Source organism: Flavobacterium sp. LHD-85 (assembly GCF_030929595.1).
Classification (GTDB): Bacteria; Bacteroidota; Bacteroidia; order Flavobacteriales; family Flavobacteriaceae; genus Flavobacterium.
In genome coordinates this window covers 29,662-44,130 of sequence record NZ_JAVFVR010000006.1, presented here as the reverse complement: position 1 = coordinate 44,130, position 14,469 = coordinate 29,662, and the positions used below count along the sequence as shown (strand labels likewise).

Sequence of the window (14,469 nt, the reverse complement as noted above, 5' to 3'; positions counted from 1 at the left end):
ATGTGCTAAAAATTAGAACTCATGAAAGAAGAGCAAGCTGTATGTTATTCCTGTACAAATGAGAATTGTTTTATCAAGAAACACCTGCATTTAGAGCAGATGACACATTATATTTCTAAAAAACAGAATATAATCTGTAAAAAATCGGATCAGTTTATTACGGAAGGTGCGCCTTTGCAAGGACTCTATTTTATTTGTAAAGGAAAAGCCAAAACGGTAAAAACGGGAATTAACGGTCGTGAACAAATCGTTCGTTTAACCAAGAATGGAGACATTATTGGCTTTCGTGGATTTGGAACGAGCAAACGTTATTTAATTGGTGCTTATGCGCTCGAAGATACTGTTTTATGTAATTTCAGTAACGAAACCATGCAGGAAATTTTACAGCATGTTCCTGAATTTACGTATGCTTTAATGTTGTTTTATGCCGAAGAATTGAACAAAAGTGAAAATAACATCCGCAAGATTGCGCACATGAATGTTCGTGAACGTGTAATTGATTTGCTGCTTTATATTCATCGCAAATTCGGACAGACAAATGGTTTGATAGATATTGAGCTTTCGCGAAAAGAAATTGCCGATTTTGCGGGAACTACAGAAGAACAAGCAATTCGTATTTTATCAAGCCTTAAAAAAGAAGCATTGATTAAAACGGAAGGAAAGCGTGTTGGGATTTTAGGAATTTCAGAACTGAAATCTGAAATTATGGAGCATAAGTATTTTTAGGTTTTCTAACACATAGAAACATAGAATTTTAAATCTGTTGAAAAGATGGTTTTAAAAATCTAGATTTTTACACATAGCTATGTGTATTGATGAAAGTGAAACGCCTTTACGTGTGTTATAATCTATGTTTCTATGTGTTAAAAATGATTGCGTACAAATATTTATTTTTTTCTTCCCACAAATCGGATTACAGAAGCTGTTCCGTTATGGAATAAGCCTTCGTTGAGTTCGATTTCTTTTTCTTCCAATTCAATGATTTCATAATTTGGAAAATCAGCTTTGATTTCTTCTATTGAAAAAAGAGATTCGATGTCTTTTGGCCCACCAACTTTTTCATTTTTGGTAACATATTCTAAATGCTTTTTACTGAAAGCTTCAAAAATTATAATACCATTTTTTCGTAAAAGTTGATTCAGCTGTTTGTGAATCTCCGATTTTATCGCCGCTGGAAAATGTGCATAAATCAGGGCAATCGCATCAAATTGTTCTTCTTGAAAATCTAAAGTTTCCAATTCGCCAACTTGATAATCAATAGAAACACCATTTGCCTCTGCAAGTTTTAAAGCTTTATTTCTTCCTTCTTCGCTAATGTCAAAAGCGGAAACTTCCCAGTCTAGTTTTGCCGCAAAAATGGCATTTCTTCCTTCACCTTCGGCAGGAAAAAGAATGGTGCCTGTTTCTAATTTTTCAATTTGTTCTTTAAGGTAATTGTTGGGTTCTTCGCCGTATGCAAATTCTTCGGTTTTGTAACGGTCGTCCCAACGCTGAGTCCAGTTGTTCATGGTTTATATATTGAATTTAATTACTAAAGGTTTGTGATCGCTGTATAATGTCCAATCTTTGTAAGTACCAACTTCGACACTTTCTAAAACTTCTATAAAATCATTTGAGGCAAAACAATAATCAAGATGATAAGGTTTGTTTTCATGACGATACAAATACCAAGTTGGATGCTCTTCTTTGCCTTGAATTTGATTAAAATATTTATGATACGTGCTGAAAATCTTTTTTTCGGCTAATTTATTTACAACTGTTGTATGATTGCCTTCTCTTCGTGGTTTGTCCCAAATGGCATTACTGTTAAAATCTCCAATTAAGATGGTTTTGGTTTCTTTGATCAAATCTTCATAAAAATGAATTGCTTTCCAGATCTGAGTTACATAAGCGCCGTCTTTATCACTGGGATTATTTGCCCAGATTGCAAACAAAATAAAATCGACTTTCCCATTAGTAACGGCAATTGGCAAAATATTTTTGAAATCAGGATTATGACAATCAAGAAGTTGAAAACGATAATCGCTATAAGAAAAAACTCCAAGCCCTTTATGCGGATTTGTACCAAACCAAAGAATATCCGAAGGTAATTTTGTTTCGTCTGTAAATTTTAGTTTTTCAGGATTTTCACATTCTGAAATTACAGCAATATCAGGATGGTAAGCGAGAATGAATTCTGCTTTTTTTCTGAATGCCATGTTGCAATTCCAAGCGATTAATTTCATTATTGTAATGAATTTAAATTGATTTTATAATTCTATGTTTTGCTTTTTTACAATTTCATTTTTCCAATTTTCTCTGTTCGTTACAACAAATTGTTCTTTTAAACCATTTTCGGTTCTTATTAATAATCCGTTGTTGACCATTCCTAAAGTTTTTTCAAATTCTATTTGAGTAATATCCTTTAAATTAATTATACATTCGTGTTTTTGTAGCAAATTAAGAATATTGGTTTGAAAGATTAGTTGATTATCTGTTAAGTATAGATTACCACCAACTGCGATTCCGTTTAAGTAATGATTTGCTCTTCCAGAATAGATTATATTTTTTAATTCTTGAAAATTAATTTCTTTATTGTTTATATGAGCAAACATCTTAAAATAAGATATTAATGTCATAAAAATAAACATAAAAACAGCAGTAAAAAGGATAACATTAGAATTATATTTTCCTTTATAATTAATATAAAGAGCTAAAAAGATACTTGTACTTAATCCTAATACTAACGAATATTTTAGTCTTTTCAAAGTTGTTTGTTTTCAGATTGATTAATTAGAAAAGTTTTTGTTGCTAACGAAAGTACAAATTAAAGCATAATGTTGTTTCTGTGATTTTGCAAAAAAAATACCCTTTTCCGAAACTGAAAAAGGGTAAGGTATATTATATTTTAAGTAATGTTTTTATGAGATTAACCAACAAGTCTTGTTGTGCCACAATTAATGTCAATTTCTGCAAAATGATGTTTTCCCATCACGATAAGCAGTTTGTCTGAATTATAACCAACATATCTAATTTCTGGCTGTCCCTTTTTTGGTTTTCCGCAAACAGAAATTACATTGGTCTGCCATTTCAATTTCTTTCTTTTATAGGCAGAAATGGTTTGTAAATCATTTTCAACATAGTAAACAATGTTGTTTTTCTTAATGCCTCTTTTTTGCGTTTTAGCAAAATTTATTTCTGAGTTTTTCGAAATTAAGGCGTCATTATATTTTTGAGCAATGCCTGTTTGCGTGACAATAAAAGTCAGCAAAGATAATTTTAGAAATGGTTTCATTAGGATAGAATTGGGGGTTCATAATCGCCTCAAATATAACTATTAAAACATATAAATGCACTCTCGAATGTTAAAAAAAAATTACCCTTTTCCGAAATGGGAAAAGGGTAAAATATTCTAGTTAGTTTTGAAGAAAAATTATTTTTTCCAGCTAAAAATTTTAGGATCAACAGATATCATTAACCAAGCCCAATTATTAGTATGGTTAGCATCTCCGTTTTTAATAAATTCCATTGTTTTAGATCCAAACATTTGAGAATAACCTCCAGAAACTGTTATGTTTTTTTTGAAATTATATCCAAAAGTGGCGTCAATCTCTGTTCCTAAGTAAGAATCCATTTTTTCGTTAAGAGGAACATTCACTACATCAGCAGCAGATAAAAATACATGAGGAATCAAAGCAAATTGCCATTTGTTTACATTGTAATTCAATTTTATGAAAGCGTCTTGTAAACCAACACTATTTAAGTGATTTCCAACATAGAAATAATCCATATAACCGTTAAATCCGTGGTTGGTTCCAAAAATAGGGTTGAACGATTTAATTACTGTGCTTCCATCATTTGAAGCTTTTCCAGATAAGTACTCGTAACCTAAACCTGCTTTGAAAGCATCAGTAATGTTATATGCAAAATTGGCTGCGGCATTCCAAGCGCTTACTTCTTGATTAGCACTTTTTCCGGTCTGGCCGTACAGCCAGAAATTGCTGTCAATTTTATTTTTCTTGTAAGTTACATACGTACCGAAAGTCTGTTTATAATCAACTTTTAAATCTTTGGTTGGATCAGTTGTATTAGTAGAATATTCGTAACCAGTATTAAGAAATAATAAACTTGCTCCTAAGTCAGTGCTAAATTGGTTATGATACCAAGCGTACTGCATTGCTTTATAATTGGCAACTGTATACGGTGTTTGAAAAACATTTTCTGCTGTTGAATTATAAGCTCCACCAAAATCTAATTTTTGTTTTTCGGTATGATAAGTAACCGTTAAAGCATCATGGCTTTGACCTTGTTGTGCCCAGTCCATTTCGCCCAAAATACGCTGGTTGTCATAAGAAAGAACCTGACGTCCCATTCTAGCGCTCCATTTTTCAGTGAAATTGTATTGCGCCCAAGCTTCAAAAACAGCAACTCCATTTTTATCTGCAACAGTTGCAGGAGGCACATCTCCCCATGTTCTTGTATTTTGGAAAGTTAATTTTACAATTAAATCTTCTTGTTTATAATTAAAGTTTATACGAGAACGCTGCGAAATTTGCGAAGTTCCTTTTTGTCCTTCAGGAAGAAGGGTTTTGTAACCGTTACGATATTCAAAACGCGGTCTAATTTGAAGATTAACATCTAATTCCTGTGCTTGGATTTCAAAACTTAATCCTACGATAAGTATTAAAATTAGTTTAAGTTTTTTCATAAAATTCTTGTGTTTTTATCGGAGGTAAATTTATAAGAAAATGCCGTCATTGTAATATGATTATAGTCATATTTCTAATTTTTTTTTAATCTAGGTCTAATAGGCAGGCTCTAGTTTTGCTTTGCTTACTTTAACTTCTTTTTTCTTAGATAGTTGTGTAATAGTATAATGCATCCAAACTAGGCAAACAGTTGAAAAGATTAGAATAAAAATCCATGAACTTGACCAGATTCCGGTTGCAGTTAATAAATATCCGAAGATAATTGGCCCAAAGAATCCGCCTAAACCGCCAATCATTCCGACCATTCCGCCCACGACACCAACTTCATTTGGAAAATATTCTGGAATATGTTTGTAAACTGCTGCTTTTCCGATTCCCCAAGAAATTCCGATTAGGATTACTAAAACCAGAAACACCCACATATTGGCATCAAACTTAATAACGGTAACACCTTTGGCTATCAATTCTTTTTTTGCAACGCTTTGATTGTGCGCAACAACAACATTTTGCCAGCTAGTAGAAGTTGGAAAAATAGCGTTTTCATTTGTATTGGCGGTTTTTTGAGCTATTGGATACTCTTTATCTCCAATTTTCACGGTTTTGTCACTAATTTCGTTAACAACACCTTTTTTAGCAGCTAAGATTCCTGGACCAGAAGTCGTAATTTCCATTTTTGGGATTGCTAATAAAGCACTTAAAATAACGGAAGAACTCAAAACCCAATACATTACTTTTCTCGCTCCAAATTTATCAGACAAATATCCTCCAAAAGCTCTAATGACGCCAGAAGGTAAACTAAACATAGTGGCAAATAAACCTCCCATAACTAAACTTGTTTGGTATACGTTCATGAAATTTGGCAATAACCATTGAGAATAAGCTACAAAACATCCGAAAACTAAGAAGTAATAAGCTCCAAAACGCCAAACTCTTTCTGATTTTAGAGGAGTAAGCATTTGTGAAACGGTTTTGCCATTACTTTCTAATTTTTTGTTTTGAGCGAAAATTAAAAAAGCAACACCAATTACGACCAATGAAATCGCGTAAATAACAGGAAGAACTTTCCAGCCATTTTGCGGATCATCAATAGAGAAATGATTTAATAATGAAGGTGCTAAAAACGTTGTAATAGCTGCGCCGGCATTTCCCATTCCGAAAATTCCCAAAGCACGTCCTTGCCATTCTTTTGGATACCAGATTGAAGTATAACCAATTCCTACTGCAAAACTCGTCCCAACCATTCCGAAGAAGAAACTAAGTACGGCAAACATGAAAAAGCTGTCAGCATAAGGAAGAAGAAACAATGGAATTGAACTTAACAATAATAAAAGTGAAAAAACATATTTTCCGCCAAATTTATCCGTCAAGATTCCGATTGGCAAACGCATGATTGATCCAGTTAAGATTGGAATACCTAATAGCCATCCGACTTGAATAACATCCCAATGGAAAATTCCATTATCAACTAAAAAGGTTACTAGAACCCCATTTAATGTCCAACAGGCAAAACACACTGTAAATGCCAATGTGTTCAAAAATAAAATTTTGTGTGACTGCGATAGTGAGTTTGTATTTTTCATAGTACTTATTATTTTTATGTAAAAGTAAGTACTATAACTTAGTTAAAACCTGCTAAAACGCAGTTTTTGAAAAATAATTACGTATTTATACGTATTTTTTTAAATTAAAGAATACTCGGCCGCTTTATTAGAAAGTTCCATAAGGTTTTTCACTTTCAATTTTTTCATTAAGTTAAAACGGTGTACTTCTGCTGTACGTTTACTGATATCTAAAGCTTCGGCAATTTCTTTGTTTCCTTTACCAGATAAAAGAAGTGTAAGTATTTCTTTTTCTCTTTTTGTAATCATCATTTCTTCGCCTAAAGTTTGCTTAGGTTCTAATGATACTGGGGAATTTGTCAATTGACTGATTAAAATAGAAGAAATATCGCCACTGAAATATTTTCCTCCAGAAGAAACGCTATGCAATGCTTTTAAAAATTCTTCTTTGCTTGAACCTTTTAGTAAATAACCATCGGCTCCAGCTTTTATAGATTTCAGTACATATTCTTCCGATTCGTGCATAGAAAGCATGATGATTTTTACGTTGTTATTCTCGCTTCTAAGTTTTTCTACTACTTCGATACCAGTTAAGTTAGGCATACGAATATCTACTATAAGTAAATCTGGTTGTGTTGCAGCAACTACTTCCAGAGCATCCGCACCATCAATTGCTTCACCTACAACCTCGATGTTTGCTTCATTTTCCAGTAAGGATTTGATTCCGTCTCTAACAAAAACATGGTCATCTGCCAGTACTACTCGAATGATATTGCTCATAGTTTACTTAATTTTGATTCTGGATTTTTACGTATATTCATCTAAAAAGAAGACGCTAATATACGTAATTTTTTAGATTTTAAAATCCAATATTAAAAATTCTAATATTGGAAATTTTAAATTTCAAACTTGAATGCGGTGAACTTTGTCAAAGTTTGATTTTCGATTGCCTCCAGCTTTAGCTGGAGGTTTTTGTAGATGCAAGAGAGGGGCTTTAGCCAAACTTATGCATTTGGCTAAAGCCTTTTTAATACTTATTTGTATACCTTCAGCTAAAGCTGGTGGCAATTGATTTTTTTGCTTTTTAATTCTCTGGTAAACTTAAATCATTTTTTGAAAACGATGCGCGCGAGAGAGATAGGAGGAATCCGCCGCGGCGGACCGGATAGCCCGACAGTATTAGGGAAAGTGGGCGAATATAGATAAAGTTTGTTTGCCCACTTTTTCTAATACTGGCTCGCCATGATAATTAGATAATGAGTTAATGTGTCAATTAGATAATTCTTATGAATGTGTTAAATAATTATCTAATTTTCTAATGGCACATTGTCACATTACTTTAAGATCGGGATATTGAACGTAATTCTGGTCCCTTCGCCTGGAATCGAGTTCATGAAAACGCGCCCGTTGATGTATTGGATTCTTTCTTTCATAAATAAAAGTCCCATTCCGGATTCGCTGTTACGTTTTTTATCAACTGAATTCACGTCAAACCCTTTTCCGTTATCGTCTACTATGATGCTTAGAAGTGTTTCACTGTGCGAAAGCTGTACAATAATATGCGATGATTCAGCGTATTTGATTGCGTTGTTGATCGCTTCTTGTGTTAATCGATAAATATTGATTTCAATTAACGAATCTAAACGCTGGTCAAAATCGGTTTTGTTGTAAAAAAGGATTTCTTTTCCAGTTAATTTCGAAAGTTCCTGCGTGAGTTTTGAAAGTGATGAAACGATTCCATGATCACTTAATTCTGGTGGCATTAAGTTGAAAGTTGCCGTACGGACACCTTTTATAATGTCCAAAGAAAGTTTCTTTAAATACTCAATTTTTTGTTCTGATTTTTCTCTGTCATCGAGATTGATGCTTTCTAAACTGAACTTTAAGCCCGTAAGCATTTGGCCGATTCCATCGTGAATTTCTTTGGCGATTCGGTTTTGTTCGTTTTCTTGATTTTCAACAATTTTACTCGAAATAATCTTTTGCTGATTGATTTTTTCAGTGGTGTTTTCAAGGTTCAAACGTTCAACTTCGCGTTGCGCTTTTTTGCGTTCGGTGATGTTGAAACAAACAATCAAAAGTTCCAATTCGTCTTTTTTGATCATTACGGGAACCATCGATAAATCGAGCCAGATTTCTTTTTCGTCTTTATTTATAATTTTGATTTCGCCTTGCCAGCCACTGCGCTGTTTTTCGAAAATTAAACGGTCAAAATTTACTTGTTCTTTTTCGTCTTCAGTAAGTACTTCAGAGAATTTTTTGTTAGATGAAAACTTAGTGTAATTGAGAAGTTTAGCAAATTTTTCTCCGATGTGGATGATCGAACCATCTGGTGAAATTCGGCAATACAATAAAGTGTTTTCCATCGCATAATTGAGCGATTTTAATTCTTTTACCGAGTTTTCTTTGATTTCACTTATGATTTCGGTGTCGTAGGCTAGTTTCAACGCTTTCTTTTCAGAAGATAAAAGCTGGGCAATTAACCTTTCGATTTTCTTGTTGGTTGGTTTGAAAATGAAGAAGAATTCTAGAAGAAGAACCAAAAGTGTAAAGCCAAAAATCCAATATTCGATTCGGCGTTGTTCGGTTACTTTTTCATGTGCTTCAAGATCGTATTGGGTTACAATCTGATTCATTTTCGAAAGGAAAATGCCTTCGTTTTCTAAAATAATCTGAACCAATTTTTGATTTTCAGAAACTGATTTTTGCTGTTGCAAATTCAACAAAAAAGAATCTGTTGTCTCTGCAATTTTATTAAAAATCGGATTGATTTCCAGATATAATTTAGAAAGCGTTTCTGATTTTTCCTTTGGAAAAGCTAAGCTGTCACTGCCATTTTCCAACGCATTTTGATTCTTTTTCCAAAGTTCTAAAACCTCTTTTAAATGTGAAGTTTTTTTGGCTGTAGCCGAATCAGAAACGTAATGTAAAATGAGGACTTCTTTGACAATTTTCTGGCTCAGCATTCTTTGCTTACCAGAAAAATTAATGATTTTAGAATCGCTTAACTGCTGATTAAGATTGTATTGTACTAAAAACTGACTGATAATTATAGTTAAGGCAATAGTAAGAAGCGCAAAAAAATACAGACGGCGTAAATTTTTGAAAGTGATTTTTTCTGCAGCTTCCTGATTGCTTTTCTTCATATCTTTTTTACAATCCTAAAGAAGCTTTTATTAGGTTTAAATTTTCTTCAGAATACTTGATTTTTAAAGCTTCCTGATGTCCTTTGTCCGACATTTTATCCCAGGTTTTCTTGATGATATTTTTAAGCTTTTCTTCGTCGTGCTTGTGAACGAAAGGTTCTAAGTAATAATCTAAAAATACCAAACAAATTACGTCTTCCAATAATTGCGTTTCGGCATCTTTTTTAAGTAATTTTTTTTCGATTAAAAAAGAGACACGATCGATAAAAGTTTGATCATATCCTGCTTTTTCTAAAATTCCCGCAGTAGTTTTTGCGTGAAACTTTTTCAATTCTTCTCTCCATTTCAAATAACCAACACGATCCATTGGGTAAGATTCACGAGCGACTTTCCATCGGCAGATGTGTTGTGCTTTTGAAGCAATTTGAACTTCTTCGGATGCATTGGGTTCAAATTCCATCAGTTTTTTGTACATCCTGTCAGAATACAACAATTCTTTCGGATATTCTTTGTTTTGGTCTAATTCGATGTTTGGGTCTTGTGCGTTTTCAGCATCAATCCATTCGCTTGCTTTTTGAAAAGGTGTAGTCATTTTTTGGTTTGATAATAGAATTTCAAAGATACGGAATTAAGTAGAAAAGTCGAAAGTCAAAAGTTGAAAGTGAGATGAAAGAAGCAAGATTTGAAAAACTGTTTCATCTTGTGTCTTGCCTCTTGCTTCTTGCCTCTTTAAAAGTCTAATCCATAAATCCAACAAAAACTTCGTCTTCAACAATCTTTACTGGGTAAGTTGCAATGCTGTATTCTTCGCCGTTTAAGTTTGAACCATCAACAAGTGAAAATGTTTTTTTATGCATCGGGCAGGCGATTTTCGGAATATCATCTGCAGATCCTGTCATTCCTCTTGAAAGCACCATTTCCATTTTATGTGGGCAGGCATTTTGGCAAGCGTACCATTCGTTTCGGCGTGTGAAATTAAAAATCGCAATTTGTTTGTTTTTGTATTTAATGCAGCCTCCTCGGTTGGTTGGAAAATCTTCTACTTTACCTGCTTTGAACCAAATTGTTGCATCGCTCGCGTGAACTGTTTCGTATTGATTTAAGATTTCTTCCATTTTGATTGAGTTTTTGGTTCCTGTTTCTTAGCCCTCTTTTTACAATCAAGAGAGATTTGATGGCGCAGTAAAAAAGAGGGTAAGAAGGACAGCAAACGTTTAATGATTTTTTTTTTTTTTTTCGGAGCTTTATAGTTTTAACCACATAGAGACATAGACTTAATAGTTTGAAAAAAGAATTGTCAAAAGAAATTATTCCTGTTATGGAGAAACATTGCTTTTTGTTAAGGTGCAAAATCTATGTCTCTATGTGTTTAGTTTTAAATATTTATGACCAAGCTTTTGGCATTTTTTGATCTCTTAATGGTACGAAAACAGCATTATCGTCTTTTTCGTCTGAGTTTATAAAATGATTGAAACGTTTCAATAATCTTGGTTTTTCTAGCACTTGTTTCCATTCGCATTCGAAAGTGTTTACTAAAGTCTGCATTTCAGCTTCAAGCGTTTCGCAGATTCCTAAACTATCTTCGATAATTACTTGTTTCAAATACTCTAAACCTCCATCTAGTTTTTCCAACCAAGTTGAAGTTCTAATTAGCGGACCAGCAGTACGTATGTAATACATTAAGAAACGATCCATATATTTGATTACGGTTTCTTTGTCGATTTTTTCAGCCAATAAAACGGCGTGTTTTGGATTCGCTCCTCCGTTTCCGCAGATATATAAATTCCATCCGCCTTCAACGGCAATTAATCCAAAATCTTTTCCGCGTGCTTCGGCACATTCGCGAATGCAGGCAGAAACACCACCTTTTAGTTTATGCGGAGAACGAATTCCTTTATATCTGTTTTCCAATTCGATGGCAAATCCGGCGCTGTCGTCCATTCCGTAACGGCACCAAGCATTTCCGACACAGCTTTTTACGGCACGAAGTGATTTTCCGTAAGCGTGACCGCTTTCAAAACCATTATCAATTAAAATTTTCCAGATTTTAGGCAAATCGCTTAAATGCGCCCCAAATAAATCTACTCTTTGTGCTCCAGTAATTTTAGTGTACAAATCGAATTGTTTTGCCACTTCGCCAATTACAATTAATTTTTCGGCAGTAATTTCTCCTCCGGCAACTCTTGGAACAACAGAATAGGTTCCGTTTCGTTGAATGTTTGCTAAAAATCTATCGTTTGTATCTTGTGTAGTTACGTGTTTATTAGCAGTATCATTGTAAATACTTGAGAAAATAGAAGCTACAACTGGCTTGCAAACCTCACATCCGTCTCCTTTTCCGTGATGATCTAAAACATCGTAGAAATTCTCATATTTATTGATTTTTACCAAATCAAATAATTCTTGACGTGTGTAGCTGAAATGTTCGCAGATCACTTCTTTTACCTCTTTTCCTAATGATTTCTGTGTTGCTTTCACCAGATCAGAAACCATTGGTTTACAGCCTCCACAACCAGAAGTTGCTTTAGTTGCTTTAACCACATCTGAAAGTGAAGAACAGCTTTCGTCTAGAATTTTACAGCAGATAGCGCCTTTCGTAACATTTTCGCAAGAACAAATTACGGCGGTGTCTGGCAAATCCATTACGCTTCCTAAAGAAGAACCTTCAGAACCGTCACGAGAACCTAAAATCAAATCTTCTGGGTTTTTAGGCAACGCCATTTCGTTGATGTAAATCTGGAAAAGCGAACCGTAATCGCTAGAATCTCCAACTAAAATTCCGCCCAAAAGTTTTTTAGAATCCTTAGTAACGTTGATTCTTTTGTATACGCCACTTAATTTATTTTCATAAATAATAGCTGTAACGTCATTGTTTTCGATAAAAGGGTCACCAAAACTCGCAACTTCAACACCAATTAATTTCAATTGTGTTGACATATCGATGGTTTCTCTCATGGTTTTATCACCATTTAAGATTTGTTCAGCAGCTACATCGGCCATTTCGTAACCTGGAGCAACAAGCCCGTAAATGTTATGGTTGTAAAGTGCTGCTTCACCAATTGCAAAAATAGAAGGATCTGATGTTCGCATTTGATTGTTTACCACAATTCCGCCTCGTACGCCAACTTCAAGTCCCGAAACTCTTGCAAGTTCGTCGCGAGGTTTAATTCCGGCAGATATAACCAACATGTCTACTTTTAACAATTCGTCGTTTGCAAACATCATCCCTGTTATACTTTCCTTTCCGTCAATATATTGAGTTGCTTTGTTAAGATGAATTCCGATGTTTAATTCTTCTATTTTTGATTGAAGCATATCACTCGCCCCTTGATCCAATTGTCTCGGCATCAAGCGAGGAGCAAATTCCACCACATGTGGATTCAATCCTAAATCACGAACTGCTTTTGCCGCTTCTAATCCTAATAAACCGCCACCTAAAACCGCCGCTTCTGTTGCGCCTTTTTGTTTTATTTTTTTGGCGTAAGCCATAATAGCATCTAGATCTTCGATCGTTCTGTAAACAAAAACACCTTCTTTTTCTACACCTTCAATTGGCGGCACAAAAGCTGAAGAACCTGTGGCTAAAACTAAGTAGTCGTACGTATGTGTTTTGCCTAAGTGTGTGTGTATTGTTTTTACATCACGATTAATATCTGTAATTAATTCAGATGTGTTTAGAATAATATTGTTTTCTGCGTACCAATTGGTTGTTGACAGTGATAGATCGTCTGCTGTCTTTCCTCCAAAGTACTCGCTTAGGTGAACGCGATCGTAGGCGCGTCTTGGTTCTTCTCCAAATACTGTGATTTGATACTTTTCTTGTCCTGATTTTGCAACAAACTTTTCGCAAAATTTATAACCAACCATGCCGTTTCCAACTACTATTACTCTAATCATGATTTCTTTAATTAAGTATTACTACGCAAATATAAGTATTTATACTTATAAAAATACGTAATATATTTATTTTTTAAGTAATGGGTATGTTTTGATTACTACGTATTTTGTCTTAATCTTTTACGTAGTGCGGGTTTTCAATGTTTTTTGACTTACTTAGTTTTTTTAAATTTGAAAGGATTCTAAATAAGCATTTCAGAAAAATGTCGTAAATTCATAAGAATTTTATAGGTGTTTTGAAAAAGAAGCGCTTTTTTAAACTGAGATCTCATGAAAAAAATACTTTTAATATTGCTGATATCAATTTTTATGATAGGATGCAAAACCGTAACAAGCAAAGATTCTAGTGGAACAGCTTCAGTAATTTCTACAGAAGAAGATTTGAAATATTATTTTAAAGGAACTGGAAACGAGCCGTTTTGGGGAATTAAAATAGGGAATGAGGAAATCGTTTTTACATCATTAATTCCAGGAAAAGAAAAAATCATTTTTCCTGCCGTTGACGCAATTAGAGCAATGGATGCTAATGTGAAAATGTATCAGGCAAGTAATGAAACCACTTCTGCAACGATTACGATTCAGCAGTTGGATTGCCAGGATTCAATGTCGGGAGTAATCTCACCTTATAGCGTAAAAGTCGAAATTAGAAATAATTCTGAATTAGAAACGAAGAAATTAAGCGGATGCGGAAAATATATTACCGATTATAGACTTCATGATATTTGGGTTTTGGAAGAATTAAATGGATACAAAGTTTTTGCGACAGATTTTCAGAAAGAAATGCCACGAATTGAAATTAATTCATCTGAGAATAGATTTTCTGGCTATGGAGGCTGTAATGCAATAAGTGGTTCTATTTTTTATGAAAAAGATTTGCTTCGATTTTCAAAAGTACTTTCCACTCTTATGGCTTGTCCTTCTGGAAATAAAGAAAGTGAATTTACTAAAGCGTTGCAAAGTACAACAACGTATTCTATTGGAAATAATCAATTGATTTTGTCAAATCCTTCTGGGAAATTGGCTGTTTTTAAGAAAGTCGATTAACTTTTATGTCCTTTTTACGCATTTTTTGTCATTTCGACGAAGGAGAAATCTTCGCAACTAACTCCGTACAGAGAAGCCAATCTCTGTAGAGCTTCTCGTGAAGATTTCTCCTTCGTCGAGATGACAATATTGTGT

At 33.9% G+C, this 14,469-nt stretch carries 13 protein-coding genes; 2 read left to right on the top strand and 11 right to left on the bottom strand.

Going from position 1 to position 14,469, the window contains the following annotated elements; all coding sequences use genetic code 11:
- The first annotated feature begins 21 nt into the window (after nucleotides 1-21).
- A complete protein-coding gene (locus RB618_RS11895) occupies nucleotides 22-726 on the top strand; it encodes a Crp/Fnr family transcriptional regulator (protein WP_308068913.1) in 705 nt (234 codons plus the stop codon).
- A gap of 161 nt (nucleotides 727-887) precedes the next feature.
- Here RB618_RS11895 and RB618_RS11890 read toward each other — a convergent pair whose 3' ends face one another.
- The 11 genes from RB618_RS11890 to nirB all read right to left on the bottom strand — a co-directional run bounded on the left by RB618_RS11890 (nucleotide 888) and on the right by nirB (nucleotide 13,290).
- On the bottom strand, nucleotides 888-1,508 hold the full coding sequence (locus RB618_RS11890) for a class I SAM-dependent methyltransferase (protein ID WP_308068912.1): 621 nt from the start codon (nucleotides 1,506-1,508) through the stop codon (nucleotides 888-890).
- 3 nt (nucleotides 1,509-1,511) lie between these two features.
- Nucleotides 1,512-2,225 carry an endonuclease/exonuclease/phosphatase family protein gene (locus RB618_RS11885; RefSeq protein WP_308068911.1) on the bottom strand — a complete coding sequence of 238 codons (714 nt, stop codon included), beginning with the start codon at nucleotides 2,223-2,225 and terminating at the stop codon, nucleotides 1,512-1,514.
- A 24-nt stretch (nucleotides 2,226-2,249) separates the two neighbouring features.
- Nucleotides 2,250-2,747 (bottom strand): GRAM domain-containing protein, encoded by a 498-nt coding sequence (locus tag RB618_RS11880; protein WP_308068910.1) that lies wholly within the window; start codon nucleotides 2,745-2,747, stop codon nucleotides 2,250-2,252.
- Between the two features lie 161 nt (nucleotides 2,748-2,908).
- Nucleotides 2,909-3,274 (bottom strand): hypothetical protein, encoded by a 366-nt coding sequence (locus tag RB618_RS11875; protein WP_308068909.1) that lies wholly within the window; start codon nucleotides 3,272-3,274, stop codon nucleotides 2,909-2,911.
- A 138-nt stretch (nucleotides 3,275-3,412) separates the two neighbouring features.
- A complete protein-coding gene (locus RB618_RS11870; protein WP_308068908.1) occupies nucleotides 3,413-4,687 on the bottom strand; it encodes an alginate export family protein in 1,275 nt (424 codons plus the stop codon).
- A 96-nt stretch (nucleotides 4,688-4,783) separates the two neighbouring features.
- Complete coding sequence (locus tag RB618_RS11865) at nucleotides 4,784-6,268, bottom strand: MFS transporter (RefSeq protein ID WP_308068907.1); 1,485 nt, start codon at nucleotides 6,266-6,268, stop codon at nucleotides 4,784-4,786.
- Between the two features lie 99 nt (nucleotides 6,269-6,367).
- Entirely contained in the window at nucleotides 6,368-7,027 is a 660-nt protein-coding gene (locus RB618_RS11860; protein ID WP_308068906.1) for a response regulator transcription factor, read from the bottom strand.
- Between the two features lie 554 nt (nucleotides 7,028-7,581).
- Nucleotides 7,582-9,393 carry an ATP-binding protein gene (locus tag RB618_RS11855; protein ID WP_308068905.1) on the bottom strand — a complete coding sequence of 604 codons (1,812 nt, stop codon included), beginning with the start codon at nucleotides 9,391-9,393 and terminating at the stop codon, nucleotides 7,582-7,584.
- A gap of 7 nt (nucleotides 9,394-9,400) precedes the next feature.
- Nucleotides 9,401-9,985, bottom strand: coding sequence for a DUF4202 domain-containing protein (locus RB618_RS11850; protein ID WP_308068904.1), 585 nt, complete (start codon nucleotides 9,983-9,985; stop codon nucleotides 9,401-9,403).
- A gap of 145 nt (nucleotides 9,986-10,130) precedes the next feature.
- Nucleotides 10,131-10,508, bottom strand: coding sequence for a nitrite reductase small subunit NirD (gene nirD, locus RB618_RS11845; RefSeq protein WP_308068903.1), 378 nt, complete (start codon nucleotides 10,506-10,508; stop codon nucleotides 10,131-10,133).
- 268 nt (nucleotides 10,509-10,776) lie between these two features.
- Nucleotides 10,777-13,290, bottom strand: a complete 2,514-nt coding sequence (gene nirB / locus RB618_RS11840; RefSeq protein ID WP_308068902.1) for a nitrite reductase large subunit NirB — start codon at nucleotides 13,288-13,290, stop codon at nucleotides 10,777-10,779.
- Between the two features lie 270 nt (nucleotides 13,291-13,560).
- Here nirB and RB618_RS11835 point away from each other — a divergent pair, with 270 nt between their 5' ends.
- Nucleotides 13,561-14,334 (top strand): META domain-containing protein, encoded by a 774-nt coding sequence (locus RB618_RS11835; protein WP_308068901.1) that lies wholly within the window; start codon nucleotides 13,561-13,563, stop codon nucleotides 14,332-14,334.
- The last annotated feature ends 135 nt before the right edge of the window (nucleotides 14,335-14,469 follow it).